The 23,963-nt window shown below is 68.8% G+C and carries 21 protein-coding genes; 8 read left to right on the forward strand and 13 right to left on the reverse strand.

The window, feature by feature from the left end:
* Positions 1 to 90: 90 nt before the first annotated feature.
* Together AORI_RS78465 and AORI_RS78470 are read left to right on the forward strand one after the other, a co-directional pair.
* Positions 91 to 1,068, forward strand: coding sequence for a daunorubicin resistance protein DrrA family ABC transporter ATP-binding protein (locus tag AORI_RS78465; RefSeq protein ID WP_016337751.1), 978 nt, complete (start codon positions 91 to 93; stop codon positions 1,066 to 1,068).
* Positions 1,065 to 1,862 (forward strand): ABC transporter permease, encoded by a 798-nt coding sequence (locus AORI_RS78470; protein ID WP_016337752.1) that lies wholly within the window; start codon positions 1,065 to 1,067, stop codon positions 1,860 to 1,862. The genes AORI_RS78465 and AORI_RS78470 overlap by 4 nt, the downstream gene beginning before the upstream one ends.
* 62 nt (positions 1,863 to 1,924) lie before the next feature.
* Here AORI_RS78470 and AORI_RS78475 read toward each other — a convergent pair whose 3' ends face one another.
* Positions 1,925 to 5,110 carry an ATP-binding protein gene (locus AORI_RS78475; protein ID WP_016337753.1) on the reverse strand — a complete coding sequence of 1,062 codons (3,186 nt, stop codon included), beginning with the start codon at positions 5,108 to 5,110 and terminating at the stop codon, positions 1,925 to 1,927.
* Between the two features lie 151 nt (positions 5,111 to 5,261).
* On the opposite strand from AORI_RS78475, the gene AORI_RS78480 reads away from it, so the two are divergent.
* A complete protein-coding gene (locus AORI_RS78480) occupies positions 5,262 to 6,677 on the forward strand; it encodes a M1 family metallopeptidase (protein ID WP_016337754.1) in 1,416 nt (471 codons plus the stop codon).
* Positions 6,678 to 6,880: 203 nt separating this feature from the next.
* The gene (gene pcp / locus AORI_RS78485) at positions 6,881 to 7,516 is read left to right on the forward strand and encodes a pyroglutamyl-peptidase I (RefSeq protein WP_016337755.1); all 636 of its coding nucleotides are present in this window, start codon (positions 6,881 to 6,883) and stop codon (positions 7,514 to 7,516) included.
* Here the strand turns inward: pcp and AORI_RS78490 are convergent, their stop codons facing one another.
* The 4 genes from AORI_RS78490 to AORI_RS78505 form a co-directional block, all read right to left on the reverse strand.
* On the reverse strand, positions 7,517 to 9,280 hold the full coding sequence (locus AORI_RS78490) for an Hsp70 family protein (RefSeq protein ID WP_016337756.1): 1,764 nt from the start codon (positions 9,278 to 9,280) through the stop codon (positions 7,517 to 7,519).
* Between the two features lie 61 nt (positions 9,281 to 9,341).
* Positions 9,342 to 9,680 (reverse strand): helix-turn-helix domain-containing protein, encoded by a 339-nt coding sequence (locus AORI_RS78495; protein ID WP_016337757.1) that lies wholly within the window; start codon positions 9,678 to 9,680, stop codon positions 9,342 to 9,344.
* Between the two features lies 1 nt (position 9,681).
* Positions 9,682 to 10,047, reverse strand: a complete 366-nt coding sequence (locus AORI_RS78500) for a type II toxin-antitoxin system RelE/ParE family toxin (RefSeq protein ID WP_016337758.1) — start codon at positions 10,045 to 10,047, stop codon at positions 9,682 to 9,684.
* A 372-nt stretch (positions 10,048 to 10,419) separates the two neighbouring features.
* Complete coding sequence (locus tag AORI_RS78505; protein WP_016337759.1) at positions 10,420 to 12,978, reverse strand: ATP-dependent Clp protease ATP-binding subunit; 2,559 nt, start codon at positions 12,976 to 12,978, stop codon at positions 10,420 to 10,422.
* A gap of 346 nt (positions 12,979 to 13,324) precedes the next feature.
* On the opposite strand from AORI_RS78505, the gene AORI_RS78510 reads away from it, so the two are divergent.
* The gene (locus AORI_RS78510; RefSeq protein ID WP_016337760.1) at positions 13,325 to 14,143 is read left to right on the forward strand and encodes a (2Fe-2S)-binding protein; all 819 of its coding nucleotides are present in this window, start codon (positions 13,325 to 13,327) and stop codon (positions 14,141 to 14,143) included.
* On the opposite strand, the gene AORI_RS78515 is transcribed toward AORI_RS78510, so the two are convergent.
* Positions 14,140 to 14,721 carry a TIGR03086 family metal-binding protein gene (locus tag AORI_RS78515; protein ID WP_016337761.1) on the reverse strand — a complete coding sequence of 194 codons (582 nt, stop codon included), beginning with the start codon at positions 14,719 to 14,721 and terminating at the stop codon, positions 14,140 to 14,142. The two genes, AORI_RS78510 and AORI_RS78515, sit on opposite strands and share 4 nt — an antisense overlap.
* A 66-nt stretch (positions 14,722 to 14,787) precedes the next feature.
* Between AORI_RS78515 and AORI_RS78520 the strand changes: the two genes are divergently transcribed.
* Positions 14,788 to 15,627 (forward strand): AraC family transcriptional regulator, encoded by an 840-nt coding sequence (locus AORI_RS78520; protein WP_016337762.1) that lies wholly within the window; start codon positions 14,788 to 14,790, stop codon positions 15,625 to 15,627.
* Positions 15,628 to 15,633: 6 nt separating this feature from the next.
* Here the strand turns inward: AORI_RS78520 and AORI_RS78525 are convergent, their stop codons facing one another.
* Both AORI_RS78525 and lysS read right to left on the reverse strand, forming a co-directional pair.
* The gene (locus tag AORI_RS78525; RefSeq protein WP_005165380.1) at positions 15,634 to 15,987 is read right to left on the reverse strand and encodes a histone-like nucleoid-structuring protein Lsr2; all 354 of its coding nucleotides are present in this window, start codon (positions 15,985 to 15,987) and stop codon (positions 15,634 to 15,636) included.
* 151 nt (positions 15,988 to 16,138) lie between these two features.
* The gene (lysS, locus tag AORI_RS78530; protein WP_043848432.1) at positions 16,139 to 17,650 is read right to left on the reverse strand and encodes a lysine--tRNA ligase; all 1,512 of its coding nucleotides are present in this window, start codon (positions 17,648 to 17,650) and stop codon (positions 16,139 to 16,141) included.
* A 96-nt stretch (positions 17,651 to 17,746) separates the two neighbouring features.
* On the opposite strand from lysS, the gene AORI_RS78535 reads away from it, so the two are divergent.
* Together AORI_RS78535 and AORI_RS78540 are read left to right on the forward strand one after the other, a co-directional pair.
* Positions 17,747 to 18,520, forward strand: a complete 774-nt coding sequence (locus tag AORI_RS78535) for a class I SAM-dependent methyltransferase (protein ID WP_016337764.1) — start codon at positions 17,747 to 17,749, stop codon at positions 18,518 to 18,520.
* Positions 18,517 to 19,281: a class I SAM-dependent methyltransferase gene (locus AORI_RS78540; RefSeq protein ID WP_016337765.1), complete on the forward strand. Its 765-nt coding sequence runs from the start codon at positions 18,517 to 18,519 to the stop codon at positions 19,279 to 19,281. Before AORI_RS78535 ends, AORI_RS78540 begins: the two co-directional genes overlap by 4 nt.
* Before the next feature lie 243 nt (positions 19,282 to 19,524).
* On the opposite strand, the gene AORI_RS78545 is transcribed toward AORI_RS78540, so the two are convergent.
* The 5 genes from AORI_RS78545 to AORI_RS78565 all read right to left on the reverse strand — a co-directional run bounded on the left by AORI_RS78545 (position 19,525) and on the right by AORI_RS78565 (position 23,943).
* Positions 19,525 to 20,304: a type III pantothenate kinase gene (locus AORI_RS78545; protein ID WP_016337766.1), complete on the reverse strand. Its 780-nt coding sequence runs from the start codon at positions 20,302 to 20,304 to the stop codon at positions 19,525 to 19,527.
* Positions 20,305 to 20,308: 4 nt separating this feature from the next.
* On the reverse strand, positions 20,309 to 20,803 hold the full coding sequence (panD, locus tag AORI_RS78550) for an aspartate 1-decarboxylase (protein WP_016337767.1): 495 nt from the start codon (positions 20,801 to 20,803) through the stop codon (positions 20,309 to 20,311).
* Positions 20,804 to 20,815: 12 nt separating this feature from the next.
* Positions 20,816 to 21,724 carry a pantoate--beta-alanine ligase gene (gene panC, locus AORI_RS78555; protein ID WP_016337768.1) on the reverse strand — a complete coding sequence of 303 codons (909 nt, stop codon included), beginning with the start codon at positions 21,722 to 21,724 and terminating at the stop codon, positions 20,816 to 20,818.
* Positions 21,721 to 22,638, reverse strand: a complete 918-nt coding sequence (locus AORI_RS78560; protein WP_394329687.1) for a Rossmann-like and DUF2520 domain-containing protein — start codon at positions 22,636 to 22,638, stop codon at positions 21,721 to 21,723. The genes panC and AORI_RS78560 overlap by 4 nt, the downstream gene beginning before the upstream one ends.
* Positions 22,639 to 22,773: 135 nt before the next feature.
* Positions 22,774 to 23,943 (reverse strand): PrsW family intramembrane metalloprotease, encoded by a 1,170-nt coding sequence (locus tag AORI_RS78565; protein WP_016337770.1) that lies wholly within the window; start codon positions 23,941 to 23,943, stop codon positions 22,774 to 22,776.
* Positions 23,944 to 23,963: the final 20 nt, after the last annotated feature.

The raw sequence follows: 23,963 nt of genomic DNA on the forward strand, positions 1-23,963 counted from the left end.
CCCTGTCAGCCGCTGCCAGCGCGCTGTGCGCGGTCTGCCAGGCCCGGGGTGCACCTTTGTCCGCGGGGCGAGATCCACAGGAGGAAAGCGATGACTCACGCGATCAGGGCCGAGGGCCTGGTCAAACACTATGGGGAGACGAAGGCGCTCGACGGGGTCGATCTGGAGGTCCCGGCGGGCAAGGTGGTCGGGGTGCTGGGGCCGAACGGCGCGGGGAAGACGACCGCCGTCCGGATCCTGGCCACCTTGATCCGGCCGGACCGCGGCCACGCGAGCGTCTTCGGGTACGACGTCGTCAAGAACCCGATGGCGGTCCGGAGCATGATCGGGCTGACCGGGCAGTACGCGTCGGTCGACGAGGACCTTTCCGGTACGGAGAACCTCGTCCTGATCGGCAGGCTGCTGGAGTTCTCGAGGGCGGACGCGAAGCAGCGCGCGGCCGAACTGCTGGAGCGGTTCGAGCTGACCGACGCCGCCGGCCGCGCGATCAAGACCTACTCGGGCGGGATGCGGCGGCGGCTCGACCTCGCCGCGAGCCTGGTCGGCCGTCCCAAGGTGCTGTACCTCGACGAGCCGACCACGGGCCTCGACCCGCACGCCCGCAACGAGGTCTGGGCCGTGGTCCGGACGCTGGTCGCCGACGGCACGACGGTGCTGCTCACCACGCAGTACCTGGAGGAGGCCGACCAGCTGGCCGACACGATCACCGTGTTCGACCACGGGCACGTCGTGGCGAACGGCCGGGCCGACGAGCTCAAGCGGCGGACCGGCGGCCAGACACTGCAGGTGCGGCCGTCCGCGCTCGCCGACCTCGACGCCGTCGAGCGCATCCTGGCCGGGCTCACCGGGGTCCGGCCGAACCGGGACGACGACACCGGGCTGCTCACCGCGCCCGTCGCCGATCCCGTCCTGCTGTCCACTTTGGTCCGCAAGCTGGACGAAGCCGGGATCACCGCGGACGAGCTGGCGCTGCGGCTGCCCAGCCTCGACGAGGTGTTCCTCGCGCTGACCGGCAAGAAGACCGACGAGTCCACAAAGGACACTACTCCGGAAGGGAGCCTGGTATGACGACCATCGCCGCGCCCGCACCACGGCGCGTTTCACTGTCGAGCAGCACGCGGCACGGGCTTTCCCTCGCCTGGCGCGGCGTGCTGAAGATCCGCAAGAACCCGGAGCAGCTGGCCGACGTCACGCTCGCGCCGATCATCTTCCTGGTCATGTTCGTCTACCTGTTCGGTGGCGCGATCATGGGCAGCACCGAGAGCTACCTCCAGATGATCGTGCCCGGCATCATGGTGTTCAACATCCTGCAGGCCAGCATGACCGTCGGCGTCCAGCTGAACACCGACGTCACCAAGGGCGTGTTCGACCGGTTCCGCGCGATGCCGATCGCCCGGTCCGCGCCGCTGATCGGCGCCGTGCTGGCCGATATCGTGCGGTACCTGGTGTGCCTGGTCGTGCTGATGGTCGTGGCGACGATCATGGGCTACCGGATCCAGACCGGCCCCGCCGAGTTCGCGCTGGCGATCCTGCTCGTCATCGCGTTCGCGCTGTCGTTCTGCTGGGCTTCGGTGTTCGTCGGGATGCTGGTGAAGAGCCCCGGCGCGGTGCAGGGCCTGATGTTCGTGGTGCTGATGCCGCTGACCTTCGGCAGCAACGTGTTCGTGGGGACGAGCACGATGCCCGGCTGGCTGAAGGCGTGGGCCGACATCAGCCCGGTGACACAGATGTCCGACGTCCTGCGCGGGCTGATGAACGGCGGACCGATCGCCGGCCCGCTGACCGGGGCGCTGATCTGGATGGCGGCCGCGCTCGCGGTCTTCTTCCCGCTCGCCACTTGGGCCTACCGGAAGCGCGTCTGACTCCGGGTCAGGGGGAACGCGCGTGAAGGGCTCCTCGCCACTGCCGGGCGAGGGGCCCTTCTTCACGCGCCCACTTCCCGCAGGATCCAGGACATCAGGTCGGCCCGGGACAGCCCGGCGTCCTGCACGAGCAACGCTTCGTAGCGCTCTTCGCCGAATCGCCCGCGCAGTTCGCCGATCAGATCCCGGATGGCAGGCTCGCCGAGATCCAGCCTGCCGCGCAGCAGCTTCGCCGCGCCGAGCAGCCGGACGGCGGTCTCGGGGTCACCCTGCCGGAACCGGATCAGGCCGCAGACCTCGACGATCCGCCCGAGGTCGGCGATGTCGCCGCGCTCCGCGGTGGATTTCACGACGACCGCGGCACCGCGCGCGGCCGCGTCCGGATCCCCGGCGGCCAGCGCGATCTCGGTGTCGATGTACCCGCCGAACTCCTCGCCGAACATGCCCGGTGCCGCGACCAGGGCCATCTTCTCCCGGAACCGGATGGCGACCTCGCGGGCCTCGTCCACACGTCCGGCTCGGCAGAGCAGATCGGCCTTGCCCACCAGCACCATCACCGCGAGCTGGGCGTTGCCTTTCTCGGTCGCGTAGCGCTCGGCCTCGAACATCTCGCGCGTCGCCGTGTCCAGGTCGCCCGCCCGCGCGTACTCCGTCGCGAGCCGCCAGCGCTGCTGGATCACGTCGTCCTGCGAACCCAGTTCGAGCGCGAGCGCGAGCCCTCGGCGGTACAGCGCGAGCGCGGCTTCGTGATCGCCGGACATCGAGATGTCGCTCGCCTTCATGCCCAGCGCCATCGCGGTGCCCCACCGGTCGCCCAGCGCCAGGAAGCCTTCGTAGGCCCGGTCCCTGGCCTGTTCGGCGCCGTCGGGGTCACCGTCGTCGGTGAGGACGAAGCTGTGCGCCCACGATCCCGCCGCCCTGGCCCACGGGTCCTCGCTCGACAGTGCCCGCTCCACCTCGCGGTGCGCGAGCTTCTTGTCCTGCGAGAAGAAGGCCAGCATGGGCAGGCCGATGGCCAGCCCGGCGAACCGGCGGTACGCGTCGGTCCGCACGCATTCGTCGATGAGCGAGCGGACGGCCACCGGGTCGCCGACGCCCGGCACCATCGTGGTGATCTCGCGCATCGCCCGGAACGCGGCCGCGAAGTCGTCCTCCAGGCGGTCTCCGAAGGTGAGCACTTCGGCGACGAAGGACTCGACCCGCTCGCTGTCTCCCTTGATCAGCCAATACCAGAACGTGCCGCCGAACAGGTGCATCGCCATGTCGACGTCGTCGGCGTCGATGGCCTGGCGGAGCGCGGTCACGATGTTGCCGTGCTCCACGTCGTAGCGGGAGATGGCGACGAGCTGATCCGCCGTCCGCAGCATCGGCTCCAGCCTCTCGGCGAGCTGCGCGTAGTAGCGGTGATAGGCCTTCCTCAGCCGTTCCCGCTCTTCGGCCTCGTCGAGCCGCTCCGCCGCGTACGCCCGGATGGTCTCCAGCATGCGGTAGCGGGGCTCGCCGTGCTCCCCCGCGGTCGCGTCCACAATGGACTTCTCGACGAGTGAGCCGAGGACGTACAGGATGTCCTCGACGGGAAGGTCGTCGTCGGCACAGACGCTTTCGACCGCTTCGACCTCGGCACCGCCCCCGAACACCGAAAGCCGCCTGGCGAGCACACGTTCGGCGTCGTCGAGCAGGTCCCAGCTCCACTCGACGACGGCACGCAGCGTGCGCTGCCTCGGCAGTGCCGTCCGGCTGCCGGAGGTCAGCAGGCGGAACCGGTCGTCGAGGCGCTGCGAGATCTGCGCGACGGTCATCGACCGCAGCCGCGCCGCGGCCAGCTCCAGTGCCAGCGGCATCCCGTCCAGCCTGCGGCAGATCTGCGCGACGTCGTCCACTGTGGACTCGTCGAGCCTGAAGTCCGGGCGCACGGCCACCGCCCGGTCGACGAACAGCCGGATCGCGCCCGCCTCGGCCGCTTGGGAAACCGTCGGCGTGCCCTCCGGGACGGACAGAGGACCGAGCGGGCACAGCGTCTCGCCGTCGATGGCCAGCGCCTCCCGGCTCGTCGCGAGGACGCGCAAGGTCGGCACGCGCCGCAGCAGGGTGTTCGTCAGCTCCGCCGCCGCGTCGACCAGATGCTCGCAGTTGTCCAGCACCAGCACCGCTTCACCGGCGCCGAGGGTCTCCACGACCCTGGCCAGCGCGTCCGCCGGGCGGCGCATCGGGTCGCCGGCGTGCGAAAGGCCGAGATCCCACAGCTCCAGCGCCGCGAAGACCGCGCCGGGCAGGTCGCCGGGGTCGCGGACGCCGGCGAGCGGCACGAACCAGACACGTCCGCGCGCGTGCGCCGGATGCCGCGTCGCGACCTCCGTGGCCAGCCGCGTCTTCCCGGCGCCACCGGGCCCGACGAGCGTCACCAGCCGCGCACCGGCGAGGAGTTCGGCGATCAGCTTCAACTCGTCGTCACGGCCGACGAAACTGGTCAGCCGCACCGGCAGATGGTCGGCGGGCGCGGGCGGCGGGCCGAGTTCGCCACGCAGCGCGGCGAGATGGATCTCCTGGAGCTCGGCCGAAGGGTCGACGCCGAGCTGATCGGCCAGCGCCTCCCGGACCTCCTCGTAGACGGCGAGGGCGTCGGACTGGCGATCGGCCGCGCACAGCGCCCGGATCCACAGCCCGGCGAGCCGTTCGCGCAGGGGATGCCGCCCGGCGGCCTCCTTGAGATCCGCCAGCACCCGGTCGTGCCCGCCGAGCCGGATCTCCGCTTCGAAACGGTCTTCGGCGGCTTCGAGCCGCAGATCCTCCAAGCGGGTCGCGGGTGCCTGCGCGAAAGGAGCGTCGAGGACGTCGGACAGCGCTTGCCCACGCCACAGCCCGAGCGCCTCGGCGAGGATCGCGGCCGCCCCGGCGTCCCGGCCCGCCGTGAGTTCCGCGCGTCCCTCCGCGGCCAGCCGCTCGAAACGGCACACATCGACGTCCTCGCGGGCGACGTCCAGCCGGTAACCGCCCGGCCCGGAGTCCAGGGCGACGTCTTCGGCACGCAGGACCTTGCGCAGCCGCGAGACCAGGGATTGCAGCGCGTTCGCCGCGTCGGCGGGCGGCTCCGCGCCCCAGAGACCGTCGACGAGGGCCGTCGCCGGGACGGCACGGCCGGGGTCCAGCGCGAGCCTGGCCAAGAGCATGCGGAGGCGGGCACCGCCGATGTCGACCGGGGTGCCGTCACCGGCCTCCGCTCCGACCGGGCCCAGCAGCGTCACACGCACGGACCCCAGCTTTCCAGAAGCCGCAAACGCATACCCCGGTCAGGCGACGGAAGTGGGGATTATCCGGGCACGAAGGATCTTTCCGGGCGGAAGGCCGAGGTCACGGCGCTACGTTCGGGACCAAGTCACAGCCGATCGACTGGGAGCGTGAATGAGGTACCGGAGTGCGGCCGTCGTCGCCGCCGTTCTGGCCGCGAGTGTCCTCGGCGGCGGGACCGCCCTCGCCGACACCGGGAAACCCGGCGCCGACGGCGCGGGCGACAGCTACTACCCGCAGGACGGCAACGGCGGCTACGACGTCGGCGACTACAACCTGAAAATCGGCTACGAGCCCGCCACCAAACAGCTCACCGGCCTGCAGACGATCACCGGGCGGACCACCCAGGCGCTGAGCTCGTTCAACCTCGACCTGCACGGGCTGACCGTCGACTCGGTCAAGGTCGACGGGCGGAAGGCGGCCTTCACCCGCACCGGCGACCACGAACTCGTGATCACCCCGGCGCGTCCGCTGCGGAACCACGAGCGGTTCACCGCCGAAATCGCGTATCACGGCGTCCCGCAGCCGATCGAGGATCCGGCGCTGGGCGAGAACGGCTGGCAGTACGCGAAATCCGGCGGCGCGTTCGTCGCGGGCGAGCCGAAATCGGCGACCACCTGGTACCCGGTCAACGACACCCCGCGCGACAAGGCGACCTTCCACCTCGCCGTCACCGTGCCCTCGGAATGGGGCGTCATCTCGAACGGCCGCGAGCGCGGGCACTTCGCCGACGGGGCGAAGACCACCTACGTCTGGGCCGAAGAGACCCCGGCCGTGCCGTACATGACGACGGTCGCGATCGACAAATGGGAATTCGAGCGGACGAAGCTGTCCGACGGCACCCCGGTCGTCAACGCCTACGCCCCCGGCACCCCCGCGTCGACCAAACAGGCCGAGGCGCGGCTGCCGGAGATCATCGACTTCCTGGCGTCGAAGTTCGGGCGCTACCCGGTGGACGCGGCGGGCGGCATCTTCCTCGCCGAGCCGATCGGGTTCTCGCTGGAGACGCTGAGCAGGCCGATCTACTCGGGCGCGGCGGGCAACATCCCGACGATCGTGCACGAGAACGCCCACCAGTGGTGGGGCGACTCGGTCGCCGTCGACAAGTGGAAGGACGTCTGCCTCAACGAATGCTTCGCCTCGTACGCGGAATGGCTGTGGTCCGAGGCGAAGTCGGGCCAGGACCTGAAGGCGCGCTACCTGATTGCCGTGCAGAAGGCGACGGACCGGTTCTGGGCCGGGAAGCTGTACGACATGGGGCCCGGCAACGAGTTCACCTACGTGTACTCGAAGGGCCCGGTGGCGTTGCACGCGCTGAAGAACTACATCGGCGCCGCGCCGTTCGACCGCATCCTGAAGACGTGGCCCGCCATCCACCGCGACGGCAACGCGAGCCTTCCGGAGTTCCAGAAGTTCGCCGAGCGCGTCGCGCACAAGAACCTCCAGGGCTTCTTCGACGCGTGGTTCTACGGCAGCACCAAGCCGGCGCCCGAGTACCTCTACCCGGGTGACCTCAAGCCCGCCGCCTGAGGTGTGCTCACCGAATGAGGTGGCAGGTCGAGCGAGGACACGCGCGCGCGTTTCTCTTCGGCCGAAGGCCTCGGATTTGCGAAGACGGGCCGCGCTCTCGCACAAAGTGAGTCGAACACCCCACACCACGGCCCGGCTGCGGAAATCCGAAAGCGCGCCTTGAGAGACACAGCCTGACCTGCGTCACACGTTAGGGTGAGGGCATGGCGTCTGTGCTCCTCACCGGTTTCGAACCGTTCGGCGGTGAGCGGGTGAATCCGTCGTGGCAGGCGGTTTCCCTGCTCACCGGCCGGCGGCACGACACCGTGGCCGTCGAACTGCCGTGCGTCTTCTCGCGTTCGCTGGTCACCTTGCGCGACGCGATCGACGAGTACCGCCCGGATCTGGTGATCTGCGTCGGCCAGGCGGGCGGCCGCCCCGACGTCACCCCGGAGCGGGTCGCGATCAACCTGATCGACGCCCGTATCCCGGACAACGCGGGCTCGCAGCCCGTCGACGTCCCGGTGATCCCCGGCGGGCCCAACGCGTACTTCACCACGCTGCCGGTGAAGGCCTGTGTCACGGGGATCAAGGACGCGGGGCTGCCGGCGTCGGTCTCGCACACCGCCGGGACGTACGTGTGCAATCAGGTCTTCTACGGGCTGATGCACTTGCTGGACAACGACTTTCCCGGTGTGCGCGGCGGTTTCGTGCATGTGCCGTACACCCCGGAGCAGGCCGCGCGGACCACCGCGCCGAGCCTGGCCGTGCACCGCTCCGCCGAGGCGCTGGAGATCATCGTGGACACGGCGCTTTCGGTGACCGAAGACCTTTCGACACCGGCGGGCACCCTGCACTGATCAAGGCTTGAGCTGGGCGGTGAAGAACTCGACCATCTCCGCGGTCGTCCGCGCGGTGCCGTCGCTGCGGGTCGAGACGAGCATCGCGCTCAACGGCGCGTCTTCGGTCCCGAAGAGCACGATGCCGCTTCGCGCGCCTACGCCTGCCACGTAGCGCCCTCGGAGGCCGTCGGCCGCCCAGGTGCCCTCCGCGGGTTTGCCCTTGGTCATCCGCTGCCGGACGCCGTCCTCCAGGCCGGTCATCGCGACGCCCTGGTAGTAGTTGATCGCGTTCGACCCCTTGGCGTCCTTGAACACGCAGGTGACCGCCGACGCCGCACCCACCGTGGCGGCCGCGTCGGGCGCGTCCCGGCACTCGTCCCGCTGCGGGATGACGGCGGCGATCCGGCGGAGACAGTCCGTGAACCCCTGCGCGTCCTTCGGGCCGGGCTGATCGCAGCTCACCGGTTTCGCCGGGGCCGGCCCGGCGACGGGCTCCTCCTTGCCGCCGCTGAGCAGGACGATCGTCGTCACGATCGCCGCGAGGGCGAGCGCCACGACGCCGTAGGTCGTGGGCTTCTGCCAGTTCCGGCCGGGCGGCGGCGGGGGCGGCGTCCAACGCGGCGGCTGGGCACGCTGCGGCGGGGGCTGGTGCTGCACCGGCTGCTGGACGGGCTGTGGCCGAACCGGCGCGAAAGCGGGCACGGTCAGCTGGGAATCCTCACCACCGGCGGGCACGTGATGCAGCCCGAACGCGACCGCCGTCTCCGGCTGGTCCTGCGTGGTCGGCGCGATCCTGAGCTGGTTCGCCAGCAGGCTCGCCAGCAACGGCATCCGGCTCGGCCCGCCGACGAGGTAGACGCCGCCGAGCCGGTCCGGGGTCAGCCCGGCGCGATGGATCGTGGTGGCCAGGAGTTCGCCGCTGCGCAGGAAACTCGGCCGGACGAGCGCTTCGAGCTCCATCCGCGTCACCCGCACGTCGCCGAACGGCTCCGGCATCGGGATCTCGGTCTGCTGGTGCCGCGACAGGCTTTCCTTGGCGTCACGGACATCCTGCAGCAACGACCGGCGCGTCCGGCGGTCGCTGACCGACTGCGGGCGCAGGATCCGTTGCCACTGCGCGGGATCGGAATGCGACACCTCGCGGCCGATGTGCACCAGCAGCGCCTGGTCGATGTCGAGACTGCCGAGATCGGGCAGCCCGTCCTCGGCGAGCACGGCGAACCCCTGCGCGCTCACCCCGACGACGGCGCAGTCGAAGGTGCCCGCCCCGAGGTCGTACACCGCGATCGGACCGGGCGGCCGCCTGCCGTTGTCGAGCGAGGCGTAATGCGCGGCTGCCGCGACCGGTTCGGGAATGAGCACCGTGGTGGGAAATCCGGCCTTGAGGGCGGCGTCGCGGAGGATCTGCTTGCGATCCGGTCCCCAGCCCGCGGGATGCGAAATGCGCACCTGCGCGGGCATCCGCTGGAGGAGCAGCTCGGCCTCCTCGCCGACCCGGCGCAGGACCGCGGCGAAGGCGTCGGCGATGGGGAGCGAGACGTCACCGAGCTGGAGGGCACCCTTGTCGATGCGCCGCTTCGGATTCGCCTCGAACCGGCTCGGATCCAGCCGGGCCCGGCGTTCGGCGTCCCGGCCGACGAAGACCGTGCCGTCCTTGTCGGCGTAGATCGCGGACGACATCGTCACCGATCCGTCGATCTCGACGACCTGCGTCCCCCTGCCGTGGATCGAAAGCACCCCCACCGTGCTGGAGGTACCGAAATCGATCGCCAGAACGTCCACCTGACCCCCTCCCGGACCCGATGGCATCGTCTCACGCGAAGATCGGGAGACCGGGGCGGGTTCAGACGGCGGTGGAAATGGTGACGTCGTGATCGTCGAAATCGGCGACCACGCGCATGCGGCCGCCCAACGCGACGATGTACCTGCGGAGCGTGTCCAACTCCATCTGGCTCGGATCACCCTGTTCGAGCTGGCTGATCCGCGGCTGGCTGACGCCCATTCGCTTGGCGACCTCGGCCTGGCTCAGCCCGATGTCCTCACGCAGTCGCGACAGCCGGAAGCCGAGAACGTAGGCCTGAGTGGCTTCTCGCGCCTCGGCACGCGCGGCTTCGACGTCGCGACCGGCTTCACGGTCCGCGGCGAGCTTTTCGGCCTTGACCTCTTTCCAGGACCGACCCATTTCAGCCTTCCTCCATCGCGTCCAGATGCCGCCGGTATCGCTCCTCCGCGATCGGGATGTTGATGTCGTACCACCGTTTCCAGTTTCCGGCCTTGTCACCGGCTACCAGGAGCACGGCCCGGCGCACCGGGTCGAAGACGAACAGGATCCTGATCTCGGTGTGCCCGGCCGACGCCGGGCGTAACTCTTTCAAGTTGTGTCTTCGCGAGCCGCTGATCCGGTCGACCAGTGGCCGCCCGAGCCGGGGACCTTCACGAGCCAGCATGTCGATCGCCTCTTCGACCCGGTCGGCCGTACGCGGTTCTTCCCGACACAGCGCCGCGAACCAGCGATCCACTTCCTCGTGAAGTTCGATCTCCCACTGCATCAGCCGACCATAATGTAGACCTTATATCGGTCGAGGCTCGAAGACCAGAGTTCCCACGAAGGTGCGCTTTTGCCTTGGGACCTTCCGCAACCGCAAGGACCGCACGCGAGTTCCGCCTCCAATCACGCGAGTCACGCGCCCAAGCACGCGAGTCGCGCCCCCAATCACGCGTGTCGTCCATCCACGCACACGTGTCGTCCACCCAGACACGAATGGCGTCCGTGCGGAAAGACGTAACTCGCGTGATTGGGCACGTAACTCGCGTGATTGGAGGGCGAACTCGCGTGATCGGACGGACGACACGACACACCCGGAAACGCGGAAGTGCCCGCCGCGGCGAACCGCGACGGGCACTTCCGGAGCAGAGAGGCGTCACTCGCCCTCGGCTTCACCGTTCTCTTCGGTCGAGCCGGCACCGATGCTCACCGGCGGGGCGTCCGGGACCGACGAGGGGCGGGCTTCGCCGCGGAAGACGAAGTGCGCCTTGTCGTCCTTCTCGCCCTCTTCGTCGTTCCAGCCCTCGACGTCGACCAGGATGATCTGGCCGGGCTGGACCTCGCCGAACAGGATCTTCTCCGACAGCTGGTCCTCGATCTCGCGCTGGATCGTGCGACGCAGCGGCCGCGCGCCCAGCACCGGGTCGAAGCCGCGCTTGGCGAGCAGCGACTTGGCCTTGGGCGTGAGCTCCAGCTCCATGTCCTTGGCCTTGAGCTGCGTCTCGACCCGGGCGATCATCAGATCGACCATCTCGATGATCTGTTCCTTGGTCAGCTGGTGGAAGACGATGATGTCGTCGATCCGGTTCAGGAACTCCGGCCGGAAATGCTTCTTCATCTCCTCGTTGACCTTTTGCTTCATCTTCTCGTACCGGTTGGTGCTGTCACCGCCGGACGAGAACCCGAGCGAGACGGACTTGGAGATGTCCGAGGTACCCAGGTTCGAGGTGAAGATGAGCACGGTGTTCTTGAAGTCGACCGTACGACCCTGACCGTCGGTGAGACGACCGTCTTCGAGGACCTGCAGGAGCGTGTTGTAGATCTCCTGGTGGGCCTTCTCGATCTCGTCGAACAGCACCACCGAGAACGGCTTGCGCCGCACCTTTTCGGTCAGCTGGCCGCCCTCTTCGTAGCCGACGTAGCCCGGAGGGGCACCGAAGAGCCGCGAAGCGGTGTAGCGGTCGTGGAACTCGCCCATGTCGATCTGGATGAGCGCGTCGTCCTCGCCGAACAGGAACGCCGCGAGCGCCTTGGACAGCTCGGTCTTACCGACACCGGACGGGCCGGCGAAGATGAACGAGCCGGAGGGGCGCTTCGGGTCCTTCAGGCCGGCACGGGTGCGGCGGATCGCCTGGGAGACGGCCTTTACCGCGTCCTCCTGGCCGATGATCCGCTTGTGCAGCTCCTCCTCCATGCGGAGCAGACGCGTGGTCTCCTCCTCGGTGAGCTTGAACACCGGGATACCGGTCCAGTTGGCGAGGACCTCGGCGATCTGCTCCTCGTCGACCTCGGCGACGACGTCGAGGTCGCCGTCCTTCCACTGCTTCTCCCGCTCGCCCTTCTGGCCGAGGAGGGTCTTCTCCTCGTCACGGAGGCGGGCGGCGCGCTCGAAGTCCTGCGCGTCTATCGCGGACTCCTTGTCCCTGCGCACGTCGGCGATCTTCTCGTCGAACTCGCGCAGGTCCGGCGGCGCGGTCATGCGGCGGATGCGCATCCGGGCGCCGGCCTCGTCGATCAGGTCGATCGCCTTGTCCGGCAGGAAGCGGTCGTTGATGTAGCGGTCCGCGAGGGTGGCCGCCTGCACCAGCGCGCCGTCGGTGATCGAGACGCGGTGGTGCGCCTCGTACCGGTCACGCAGACCCTTCAGGATCTCGATCGTGTGCTCGAGCGACGGCTCGCCGACCTGGATCGGCTGGAAGCGGCGCTCCAGCGCGGCGTCCTTCTCGATGTACTTGCGGTACTCCTCGAGCGTGGTCGCACCGATGGTCTGCAGCTCGCCACGGGCCAGCATCGGCTTCAGGATCGACGCGGCGTCGATCGCGCCCTCGGCGGCACCCGCGCCGACGAGCGTGTGCAGCTCGTCGATGAACAGGATGATGTCGCCGCGGGTCTTGATCTCCTTGAGCACCTTCTTAAGGCGCTCTTCGAAGTCACCGCGGTACCGGGAACCGGCGACCAGGGAGCCGAGGTCGAGGGTGTAGAGCTGCTTGTCCTTCAGCGTCTCCGGGACCTCGCCCTTGACGATGTTCTGCGCGAGCCCCTCAACGACGGCGGTCTTGCCGACGCCGGGCTCACCGATGAGGACCGGGTTGTTCTTGGTGCGCCGCGACAGCACCTGCATGACCCGCTCGATCTCTTTGCCCCGGCCGATGACCGGGTCGAGCTTGCCTTCGCGGGCCTGCACGGTCAGGTTGCGGCCGAACTGGTCGAGCACCAGCGACGACGACGGGGTGCCTTCACCGCGTCCGGAGCCGGTCTCGGTCGACTCCTTGCCACCCTGGTAGCCCGACAGCAGCTGCAGGACCTGCTGACGCACCCGGTTGAGGTCCGCGCCGAGCTTGACGAGCACCTGTGCGGCGACGCCTTCACCCTCGCGGATCAGCCCGAGCAGGATGTGCTCGGTGCCGATGTAGTTGTGGCCGAGCTGCAGCGCTTCGCGCAGCGACAGCTCAAGCACCTTCTTGGCCCGCGGGGTGAAGGGGATGTGCCCGCTCGGGGCCTGCTGCCCCTGGCCGATGATCTCCTCGACCTGCTGGCGGACGCCCTCCAGCGCGATGCCCAGCGATTCCAGCGCCTTGGCGGCGACACCTTCACCCTCGTGGATCAGACCCAGGAGGATGTGCTCGGTGCCGATGTAGTTGTGGTTGAGCATCCTGGCCTCTTCTTGGGCCAGGACGACCACCCGCCTCGCGCGGTCGGTGAACCTCTCAAACATGTGCACTCCCTCGACTGCTGCGACGGCGGCCCGTTTCCATCGTGCTTTCACCGCGATGGATTCAGCACCGTGAGACCACTCTAGTAGCCATGCGGTCGCGCTGGCGTACCACTACGGCTGATTGCGGCCCGTTCGCGCCCCGGCCGTTCTCCGGCCGTGCGCTCTTTCATCTTCCGGTTGCCCTGCACCTTTACGTCAAGCCCAACGTGCGAACACGCGTCCGGATTCCGCCGGACGAGGGTTGTCCGCTGAGCGCGAACACGGCTCCGCCCAGTGGATGGACACCCGACCGGAGTAGTCACGGACGGTATGTAAGGTTAGCCGTACCTAATGACGGGAGGTCGGCGTGTCGCATCCTCACACGCTCGCGTCGCGCGAGGACGGACTCCGCGCCTCCCTGTCGAGGATGCCCGAAGACACCCGGCTCCGCGCGGACGTACCGGAGGGCGAGCCGGGCTGGGTCCGCTGCGGCGATCTGCTCGGCGAGCCGGCCGGGCTCGTGCGCTGGCGGGAGCGGCTCACCGGCTGGCTGGCCGAGACGTATCCGCAGGCGGCCACGATCCCCGAGCGGACCTCGGCGAGCTGGATCCTGTCCTGGTACCTGCACGTCCCGGCCTTGGCCGGCGCGTTGCTGCTCCATCACGAACGCCGCGTCCCGTCGCTGGCGCCGTCCGCGCTGGCGTTCCGGATCGGCGCCGACCGGCCCCACCCGGACTCGGTGGCCGTCCTCGGCGAAACGTTCCACTGCCTGCCCACGGACCCGGGCTCGGCGCACCCGAGGGCCGTCGTGGTCCCGGACGAGCGGGCGCTGGCGACCGTCCTGCGGGGCCGGTACGTCGCGCACGCGAGCCGGTTCATCGACGTCTACGGGCCGCTGACGAGGCTCGGGCGACGTCAGTTGTGGGCCGCCGCCACGGACGCGCTCGACAACGCGCTGTGGTCGGCGGGACGGCTGGGCGGGACTCCGGAGGCCGAGGGCGCCGGGGTCGCGGACGCCGCCCTGGTCCTCGAAGCCCGGTTCCCGCCGTTGACCTCTTCGTCGAAGCTGACGCTGGCCACCTGCGCCGACGGAAGCCGCGAGTGGACGAGAATCCGCGAGGCCTGCTGTTTCAACTATCTGCTTCCGGCGGAATCGGAATGCGGAGGTTGTCCGCGAAGCCGCTAACGGGTCCAGCCGGGGTTTCGTCCCGTCACTCCCAAAGCGCGCTCGAACGGCGTCGCTTCTTCCGCGACGGCCACTTCTTCTCCGTACACCTTCATCGTCCGGGCCTGTTCCCCCATCGCCGTGGCGGACGCCAAGACGGCTTCAGCCGCTTCGGGCGCGACGTCGAGCGTGCGGCCGGTCGCCTTCGCCAGGTCCCAGCCGTGGAAGACGAACTCGCCGAGCACCATGTCGCCGACGATCGACGACGGCATTTCCGCCGCGCCGAGCGCCGTCATGCCCTGCCACGCCCCGGATGTCCCGAAGACGTCCACGAGCCGCGCGGTCTGTTTCTCGATGGCACTGAGCCATTCGCCGTCGGCGAGGCCCGCTTCGGCCTCGCCGACGGACATCTCGGGCGGTGCCGTCTTGCGCCCGGCGGCTTCGAGCCAGGGACCCCAGTAGAGAAGGTGGTTCAGCAACGCGCGGACGTCGTACTCGGCGCACGGTGTGCGGGCGGAGAGGCCGGATTCGCCGATCCCGCACAGGATTCCGGTGAATTCCGCGGCGGCGGGGGCGATCAGGGCAGCGTGTTCGGTCATGTGGGCAGGAAATCCCGCGCACCGGCGCACTGTCTTGAAGAAACGCGACAGGGTTAGGTTGATCCGGTGAGCGGGCACCGGATCCCGGCGGGGATCGTCAACGCGCGGGCGGCGAAGTTCAGCCTCGTCCGGCATCCGCCCAGGCCCGAACTGCGCCCGTACGTCGACCACCACTGGGTGCTGCGCTGGGATCTGCGCGGCCTGCCGGGCGAGGAACAGGCGGTTTTGCCCAATCTCGCGGTGAACGTCACGTTCTTCCGCCGCGCGGCGGGCGCGTACGGGCCGGGGAAACGACCTTTCCGCCACCTCGTCGAGGGCACCGACCACGGTATCGGCGTGCGATTCCGCCCCGGGGCATTCCGGGCATTCCTCGGCGGTCCGGTCTCGATGATCTCCGGCGGTTCCGTTCCGCTCACCGATCTCTTCCCCGGCGCCGCAGCAGTGACGGAATCGGTACGGAATGCGACGGACGACTTCGAAATGGTCCGTGCCGCGGAGGAACTGCTCCTCGCGAAACACCCCGTGCTCACCGCCGCGGCCGCGAAGGCCATCGAAGCGGTGGAAACAATCGCGGGTGATCAGGCCATTACCCGGGTCGCCGAGCTGTCAAGCCGGACAGGCCTGTCTCAACGAAGCCTGCAACGCCTGTTCGCCGAACATGTCGGCACCGCCCCCAAATGGGCGATTCAGGTATACCGATTGAACGAGGCGGCGGCACGGATCGCGGCCGAGGAACGGCCGGACTACGCGGAACTGGCGTTCACGCTGGGCTATAGCGACCAAGCGCACTTCACCCGGGATTTCCGCTCCGTGACCGGATGGGCGCCCAGCGAGTACGCCCGCTTGAACCGTGTACAAGAACAAGAAAGCCGCCGGGAAAAGTTTCCCGGCGGCCGTCTGGTCTGAAAGACCTCAGTTCTTCTTGTGGTAGGCCTCCACGACCTCGGACGGGATACGTCCGCGGTCGGAAACCTGGAAGCCGTTCTTGCGGGCCCAGGCGCGAATGGCCTGGTTCTGCTCGCGGTCCACGGTCGCGGGACGGGCGGCGGCCTTCACGCCGGCGACCGGACGAATGGCGGTGCGCTTACGGCCACCCGCGCGACGGGCGTGCTCCACATACTGGGCCAGCGCGTCACGAAGCTCTTCCGCGTTTTCCGCGGAAAGGTCGATCTGGTAGCTCACACCGTCCAAACCGAACTCGACGGTCTCTTCCGCCTCAGTGCCGTCGAGGTCGTCGACGAGCGAGACGAGCACCTTCTGTGCCATCTGTTTCCTCCTGCTGGGGGCTTACACGAATGATCTGGTACGGGGCATGCCCCGGACAGAAGACTTTGTCTAGCGACATTAATACCCGCTACCGACTCATAACGCAAATCTTGTTTACGAGAACGATCGAGGTATCTGTCACGCGGACGGGTTATTCGGGTCGGACGAGCGGGAACAGGATGGTCTCCCGGATACCAAGGCCGGTCAGCGCCATCAGCAACCGGTCGATCCCCATTCCGACACCACCGCTCGGCGGCATTCCGTACTCCAGCGCGCGGAGGAAATCCTCATCCAGGTTCATGGCCTCACTATCGCCCTGCGCACCCAGCCGGGCCTGTTCCACCAGACGCTGACGCTCCACCACGGGATCGACCAGCTCGGAGTATCCGGTGGCCAGTTCGAATCCGCGCACGTACAGATCCCACTTCTCGGCGACCCCCGGCTTGCTGCGATGTTGCCTGGTCAGCGGGGATGTCTCGACCGGAAAATCACGGACAAAAGTGGGTTCGTGGAGATGATCGCCGACGAGATGTTCCCAAAGTTCTTCGACCAGTTTGCCGTGGCCTAACTTTGGGTCGAGCTCCAGCTCTCGCGCTTCGGCATAGGAACGCAGCTTGTCCGCGGACGTCTCGGGAGTGACCTCTTCCGACAACGCCTCCGACAACGACTCGTACATTCCGAGCGTGGTCCACTCGCCGGACAGGTCGTACTCCGAACCGTCGGCGAGAGTGACCACCTGAGTACCGAGAACGTTCTGTGCCGCCTCCTGGATGAGCTGCCGCGTCATCACCGCGTTGGAGTCATAGGTCGCATACGCTTCGTAGTACTCGAGCATGGCGAACTCGGGCGAGTGCGAGGAGTCGCTGCCCTCGTTCCGGAAGTTCCGGTTGATCTCGAAGACCTTCTCGATACCGCCGACCACGCAACGCTTGAGGTACAGCTCCGGCGCGATCCTCAGGTACAGATCGAGGTCGAAGGCATTCGAATGCGTGACGAATGGCCGCGCCGCGGCACCGCCGTGCAGCGTTTGCAGCATCGGGGTCTCGACCTCGAGGAATCCGCGGCCGTGAAACGAGTCACGCAGGGAACGCAGCACACCGGCGCGGGTGCGGACCACGTCCCGGGCCTTGGGACGCACGATCAGATCGACATAACGCTGCCTGATCCGCGTTTCCTCGGCCAGGTCTTTGTGCGCCACGGGCAACGGCCGCAATGCTTTCGACGTGATGCGCCAGGAGTCGGCCATCACGGAAAGCTCACCGCGCTTGGAGGTGATGACCTCGCCGGAGACGAATACGTGATCACCGAGATCGACATCGGACTTCCACGCCGCGAGCGCGTCTTCGCCCACCTTCGCGAGGCTGAGCATCGCCTGCAACTCGGTGCCGTCGCCTTCACGAAGACTCGCGAAACACAGTTTGCCGGTATTGCGCATGTACATGACCCGGCCGGTGATACCGACGATGTCGCCGGTGGCGGTGTCGGCAGGAAGACCGGAATGCTTCGCGCGCACTTCGGCCAGCGAGTGCGTCCGGGGCACCTCGACCGGATACGGATCGATACCCTCCGCGATTATCCGGTCGCGCTTGTCCCGGCGCACCCGCATCTGTTCCGGCAGGTCTTCGTCGGGGCTCACGCCCTCGGATGCGGGGATTTCAGTCATGGCGCCTAGCGTACGAACCCGCCACTTCCCTACGCCAACCGGATTACCTTTTCCGGGTCCGGACCGGCCGGTTTTCTCTCCATTAACCTTGAGCGCGTGAACTCATCCACTCCCGGCATCGAACCCGAACTGCAAGCACGCCGTGCCGCCTCGTTCGGCGCGGAGGCCGCCGCCTATGCCGAGCATCGGCCGGACTATCCGGAAAAGGCACTGGCCTGGGGGCTGGCCGGCGCGGCGGGAACCCCGGAGCGGGTCCTCGACCTGGCGGCCGGGACCGGCAAGGTCAGCGAAGGACTGCTGGCGCTGGGCGTCGAGGTCACGGCCGTCGAGCCGGACGAAAAGATGCTCGCCGAGCTCACCAGGACGCTCCCCGCCGTGACGCCGCTCGTCGGGACCGCCGAAGAGATCCCGCTGCCGGACGGCTCCGTGGACGCCGTGCTGGTGGGCCAGGCCGTCCACTGGTTCGACCTCGACCGGGCCTATCCGGAGATGGCCAGGGTGCTGAAACCGGGCGGAGTCTTTGCCGCGCTGTGGAACCACGACGACGAGTCGACGGCCTGGCTGGCGGAGTTGAACGCGCTGATCAAGACGTCGATGAGCAGGCGCTGGCTGAGCGACTACGAATCGCTGCCGGAACACGAGGCCTTCGAACCGTTCGAGAAGAAGACGTTCGGTCACAAACAACCCAGGACGGCGGAAACCCTGGTGGCCACTCTCGCCACCCATTCGCACATGCTGGTGGCCACGGCGGAGGAACGCGAAGCCAAACTGCGCACGGCGCGGGAATTCCTCGACCGGAATCCGGAAACCGCCACGGGGGAATTCGACCTGCCGATCACCACCACCGTCTTCCGGGCACGGAAGCGATGACCGACTGGAAGGCGGCGTTCACGACGACGTTCGGCGCTCCCGCGTCGGCGGTGTCCGCGCGGATCTGGGCCGAGGTGTACGGCGACGAGTACCCCGCCGAGCTCGACACCTACAGCTTCGTGACCCGGACCGACTTGCGCCGTATCGCGGCCGAAGCACGGCTGAAGCCGGGCGGCCGGCTCGCCGACATCGGCTGCGGGCGTGGCGGTCCCGGGCTGTGGGTCGCCGCCCGCACCTACGCGACGCTCACCGGCATCGACATCGCGGCGACGGCGCTCGCGTCGGCACGGCGCCGCGCGGAGGCGATGGACGTCGAGGCGACCGAGTTCCGGATCGGCGACTTCGAGGACACCGGGCTGGACGATGCCTCGTTCGACGCGGTGATGAGTGTCGACGCGCTGCTGTTCGCGCCCGACAAGCGGCGCGCCTGCGAGGAGTTCGCGCGGATCCTCGCGCCGGGCGGGCGGCTGCTCGTCACGACCTGGGACTTCGACGGGCAGCCGGTGAACCGGCCGCCCCAGGTCGCCGACCACCGGCCGCTGCTGGAGGCCGCCGGTTTCGACGTCCTTTCCTACGAGGAGACGCCGGACTGGCGGGCCCGGCAGCGGCGGACCGTGGAGCTTTCGCTCGAACGGCTGGAGGAACTCGCGGCCGAATCGGGCGACGACCCTTCGAGGCTCCGGGCGAGCCTCGAACAGACGCTGCGGAACCAGGACCTCATGACGCGGCGGGTGCTGATGATCGCCTCCCGCCGCGTTTAGTCCTCTGATCGCGGTAGTTGCCCACGCAAGGACCGCATTCAGAGGACTATGGAGGGGTAAGGCAAAGGTGGCGTGTCGCGGCCGGGGCCAGCGACGGTGAAGGCTCCCTTCACCACATCTAATGCGGCGAAGGGAGCCTTCAGCCCTGGTCAAGCGCGGGTCGTGAGTGGCGTTTCGGGTTAGAACCCGAAACGCCACTCACGACCACCTGCACCGATCACGCCACGTTTGCTCTGCCCCTCACTAGGCGCGGTGGTTGCGCTCGTAGACCAGCCGCAGGCCCAGGAGCGTCAGATCCGGCGCGTGCTCGGTGATCGTCTCGGACTCGCCGAGCACCAGGGGCGCGAGGCCGCCGGTCGCGATCACCGCGACCGGATCCGTCCCGCCGGGCGAGAGCTCGCGTTTGATCCGCTTCACGAGGCCGTCGACCTGGCCGGCGAACCCGTAGAGGATGCCGGATTGCAGGCATTCCACGGTGTTCTTGCCGATCACCGACCGCGGCGGCACCAGCTCCACCTTGCGCAGCGCCGCGGCCCGCGCGGCCAGCGCGTCGACCGAGATCTCGATCCCGGGGGCGAACGCGCCGCCGAGGAACTCGCCCTTGGCCGAGATGGCGTCCACATTGGTCGAAGTCCCGAAATCCACCACCACACAGGCGGTCGACGGGTGCAGGTGATGCGCGGCCAGGGTGTTCACCAGCCGGTCCGCGCCCACCTCCTTGGGGTTGTCGACCAGGAGCGGCACACCGGTGCGCACCCCCGGCTCGATGACGATCTTCGGCACCCTGGCGTAGTACCGCGAAAGCATGACACGCAGCTCCCGCAGCACGGCGGGAACCGTGGACAGCGCGCTGATCCCGGTGACCGCGTCCGCGTGCGAGCCGAGGAGCCCGCGCATGGTGAGCGCGAGCTCGTCGGCGGTCATCCTCGCGTCGGTGCGCATCCGCCAGTCACCGGCCAGCTCGTTTCCCGAATACAGCCCGAGAACGATGTTGGTGTTGCCGACGTCGATCGTGAGCAGCAAGGACTCAGCTTTCGGCGTGCAGCAGCGCGTCGAGACGGCGGGCGTCGGCGGTTTCGGCGACCGGGAAGGTCATCGTGTCGTCGTCGGCCAGGGTCACGGTGCCGCTCAGCAGACCGGAGCCCTCCGGCGCGTGCCCGGGGTTGGCGCCCTTCTCGACGATCCGGTTGTCCGCGTCGACGAAGACCACCCGCGGCCGGAACGCGGCCGCCTCGGCGTTCTCCATCTGCGCGTACGAAATCAGGATCACCAGGTCGCCCGGGTGCACCAAATGCGCCGCGGCGCCGTTGATCCCGAGCACCCCGCTGCCGCGTTCACCCGCGATCACGTAGGTTTCGAGCCGTGCGCCGTTGGTGACGTCCACAATGGACACCTGTTCGCCCGGCAGCAGATCCGCCGCGTCCATCAGGTCCTCGTCGACGGTCACCGATCCGACGTAGTGGAGATCGGCCTGGGTGACCGTCGCCCTATGGATCTTCGATTTCAGCATCGTGCGGTACATCGTGGACTCTCCCTATTCCCCTGCGTCCGGCGCGTGTTCCGGATGGTCCACGGCCGCGCCGAGCACCACCGGGACGTTGTCGATCAGCCGGGTACTCCCCACCCTGGCCGCGATCAGCAGACGCGCCTCACCGTCGACGGGCGCGGGCCCGAGGTCGGTTCCCCTCAGTTCCAGATAGTCGACCTCGACCGCGGGTCGCGCGGCGAGAGTCTGCCTGGCGGTCGCCAGCACGGCTTCCGCTCCGTCGCGTCCGACGAAGGCACCCGCGGTGAGCGCCGCCGACAACACGATCGCGTCCTCGCGCTGTTCCGGAGTCAGGTAGACGTTGCGCGAGGACAACGCCAGCCCGTCGCGCTCCCGTACCGTCGGCACCCCGATGACGCGGGTGTCGAAGTTCAGGTCGCGCACCATCTTCTTGATCAGCACCAGCTGCTGGTAGTCCTTCTCCCCGAAGAAGGCGTAGTCCGGCCGCACGATGTTGAACAGTTTCGCCACCACGGTGAGCACGCCGGCGAAATGCCCCGGCCGCACCGCGCCTTCCAGCTCGTCGCCGAGCGCGCCGGGATGCACCGTGACGGTGGCCCCTTCGGGATACAGATCCGACGCCTTGGGCAGGAAGCCCAGCTCGACTCCGTCCTCCTTCAGCACCTCGAGGTCCTTGTCCAGCGGACGCGGGTACGCCTCGAAGTCCTCGCCTTCCCCGAACTGCAGGGGGTTCACGAAGATCGACGTCGCGACGACCGTGTTCGGCAGCCGCTTCGCCCGGCGGATCAGCTCGCGGTGCCCCGCGTGCAGGGCACCCATCGTGGGCACCAGCGCGACCTTGCGGCCGACGCCGTGCAGCGCACGCGTCACCTGGCTGACCTGCTCCGGCGGCTGGAAGGTGTGCAGCGTGCCTCGGGCGAATTTCGGTGTGGTCACTGGTTTTGCTGCCCTTCGGCGGGATCACTGAGGAGTTCGGTGAGCTCGGCGGCGGCCGAGGCGTCCAAGAGCCCGGCGGCGTCGCCGCGCGCCAGCGTGCGCTTGGCGAGCGCGCGGTAGCTCGGGGCGATGCCGGGGCCACGTTCGGCCAGCACCGCGAGATGCTTGCGCACGGTGCCGAGATCACCACGGGCCACCGGCCCGGTCAGTGCCCGGTCCCCGTGTCGCAGAACATTATCCAACGCCGCCGACAACAACGGAGCCACCAGGCGTTCGGGCTGGGCGATTCCCGCCTCCCGCAACAGTTCCGCGCAATCGGCGACCAGTGTCATCAGGTGGTTCGCCCCGTGCGCCAGCGCCGCGTGATAGAGCGCCCGCGCCTCGTCAGGGACCCGGACGGGCTCCGCGCCCATCTCCACGGTCAACGCCTCGCCGACGTTCCACGCCGCTTCGTCACCCTCCGCCGCCGTGACGCCGAAGCTGCAGGCGGCGAGCCTGTCGAGGTCTTCGGGGCGGCCGGTGAAGGTCATCACGGGGTGCAGGGCCAGCGGCAGCGCACCGGCCTCGGCGGCGGGCGCGAGGACGTCGATGCCGTGCGACCCGGACGTGTGCACGACGATCTGCCCGGGGCGCACGGAGCCGGTGGCGACGAAACCGCGCACCATCCCGGCGAGCGCGTCGTCCGGCAGGGCCAGCAGGACCAGATCGGCCCGGCGGGCGACCTCGTCGGGCGGCAGGAGCGGCACGTCGGGGAGCAGCTGCTCCGCCCGGCGCACCGAAGCGTTGGAAAGGCCCGAAGCGGCGACGACCGTGTGCCCGGCCCTGGTGAGCGCCGCGCCTACGACACTGCCCACGCGGCCTGCGGAAACGACGCCCACGGCCAGGCGAGCGGGCCTCATCATGGCGTGCGCCAATGGACGCTCATGGTCGAAAACTCCTCAACTCGTTCCAGTCCCGCTCTGCGGTCGCGGGTACCAGACGACGGCGCGAGGGTAACCCTCCGGCCCGGCTCTGAACCGGCGCTCGTGACCAGCTTCACCTGACCGTGGTCATCCGCGCGGCGCGCCGTCGGCGAGCCGCACGGCCTCGGCCCGCGACGTCTTGAGCACCTGCAACAGCTCGCTCTGCCGCTGTTTCGCCTCGTCGGTGAGCTTCGGGCCACGCCGCAGGAACGCCAGCTCGGTCACGCTGGCCTGGTAGCGGCCGACGGCCTTCGCCGCCTCCCGTCCCGACTGCTTCCGCGCTTGTTTGCGCCACGACCGCCGCCCGGAGAGGCTCGCCAGCAGCGAAACCTCGGACGGGGCGATCCAGCGCGCGTCGACCATCATCGGCAGGGCGGCGGCGACGATCCGCTGCTCGCGGCGCCGCTGCATGACCACCACCGAGAAGACGCCGATGAACAGCGGCACCATGATCAGGAAGTACACGTTCAGGAAGGTCTTGGCGCCGCCGAGCAGCGCGGCGCCGTTCCACAGCGCGTGCAGCAGCACGGCGACGAGGTAGCCGCCGATGGGCGCCAGGATCCGCAGCGAGCGGACCTTGCTGCTCGCGGCGACCCCGAGGCCGATCCCGGTCATCACGGCGAACAGCGGATGCGTGAACGGGGAGAGCACGCCACGCAGGAAGAACGCCGCCAGCACGCCGGCGCTCGTGCCGTCACCGAAGCCGTGCTCGGCGAACGCGCGGCCGAAGTAATAGATGTTCTCGGTGAACGCGAAGCCCGCCGCGGTGAACCCGGCGTAGACGATGCCGTCCACGACGCCGTCGAACTCGCTCGGGCGGCGCCACCACAGCAACAGGATGAACGCGGCCTTCGCGGCCTCCTCGACCAGCGGCGCGGAGACCAGGCCGCTGATCTTGCCGCCGACACCCGTACCGAGCAGCAGGTCGCCGACGGCCTCGGCACCGCTGTTGAGCAGCAACGCGATGATCGTCGCGACGCACGCGCCCCAGACGAAGGAAAGCAGCAGGAGCTTCGGCGGTTCCGGCTCCCAGCGGTCGACCCACAGGAACGCGGTGACCACCACGGCGACCGGGACCAGCGCCGCGAGCACACCGATCCCCACCGCGAGCGGGCCCACCTTTTCGGTCACCGTGCCGAAGACGAACAGCCCGCACAGCGCGACGGCGATCAGCCCGAGCACCGGCAGCAGCACGGTGATCGACCGAGACCGGCGGGGCCGGTCGAGACCGGGCGCCGGGGAGGAAGGCTCGCTCACAGCGGGTCACCCTACCGTCG

The sequence above is a fragment of the Amycolatopsis keratiniphila genome (assembly GCF_000400635.2).
Classification (GTDB): domain Bacteria; phylum Actinomycetota; class Actinomycetes; order Mycobacteriales; family Pseudonocardiaceae; genus Amycolatopsis; species Amycolatopsis keratiniphila.

Bases quoted from the DNA above. Each gene is read 5' to 3' on its own strand.
- AORI_RS78465 (WP_016337751.1), top strand. From the start codon at position 91: ATGACTCACGCGATCAGGGCCGAGGGCCTGGTCAAACACTATGGGGAG.
- AORI_RS78470 (WP_016337752.1), top strand. From the start codon at position 1,065: ATGACGACCATCGCCGCGCCCGCACCACGGCGCGTTTCACTGTCGAGC.
- AORI_RS78480 (WP_016337754.1), top strand. From the start codon at position 5,262: ATGAGGTACCGGAGTGCGGCCGTCGTCGCCGCCGTTCTGGCCGCGAGT.
- pcp (WP_016337755.1), top strand. From the start codon at position 6,881: ATGGCGTCTGTGCTCCTCACCGGTTTCGAACCGTTCGGCGGTGAGCGG.
- AORI_RS78495 (WP_016337757.1), bottom strand. From the start codon at position 9,680: ATGGGTCGGTCCTGGAAAGAGGTCAAGGCCGAAAAGCTCGCCGCGGAC.
- AORI_RS78500 (WP_016337758.1), bottom strand. From the start codon at position 10,047: ATGCAGTGGGAGATCGAACTTCACGAGGAAGTGGATCGCTGGTTCGCG.
- AORI_RS78505 (WP_016337759.1), bottom strand. From the start codon at position 12,978: ATGTTTGAGAGGTTCACCGACCGCGCGAGGCGGGTGGTCGTCCTGGCC.
- AORI_RS78515 (WP_016337761.1), bottom strand. From the start codon at position 14,721: ATGACCGAACACGCTGCCCTGATCGCCCCCGCCGCCGCGGAATTCACC.
- AORI_RS78525 (WP_005165380.1), bottom strand. From the start codon at position 15,987: ATGGCACAGAAGGTGCTCGTCTCGCTCGTCGACGACCTCGACGGCACT.
- lysS (WP_043848432.1), bottom strand. From the start codon at position 17,650: ATGACTGAAATCCCCGCATCCGAGGGCGTGAGCCCCGACGAAGACCTG.
- AORI_RS78540 (WP_016337765.1), top strand. From the start codon at position 18,517: ATGACCGACTGGAAGGCGGCGTTCACGACGACGTTCGGCGCTCCCGCG.
- panD (WP_016337767.1), bottom strand. From the start codon at position 20,803: ATGTACCGCACGATGCTGAAATCGAAGATCCATAGGGCGACGGTCACC.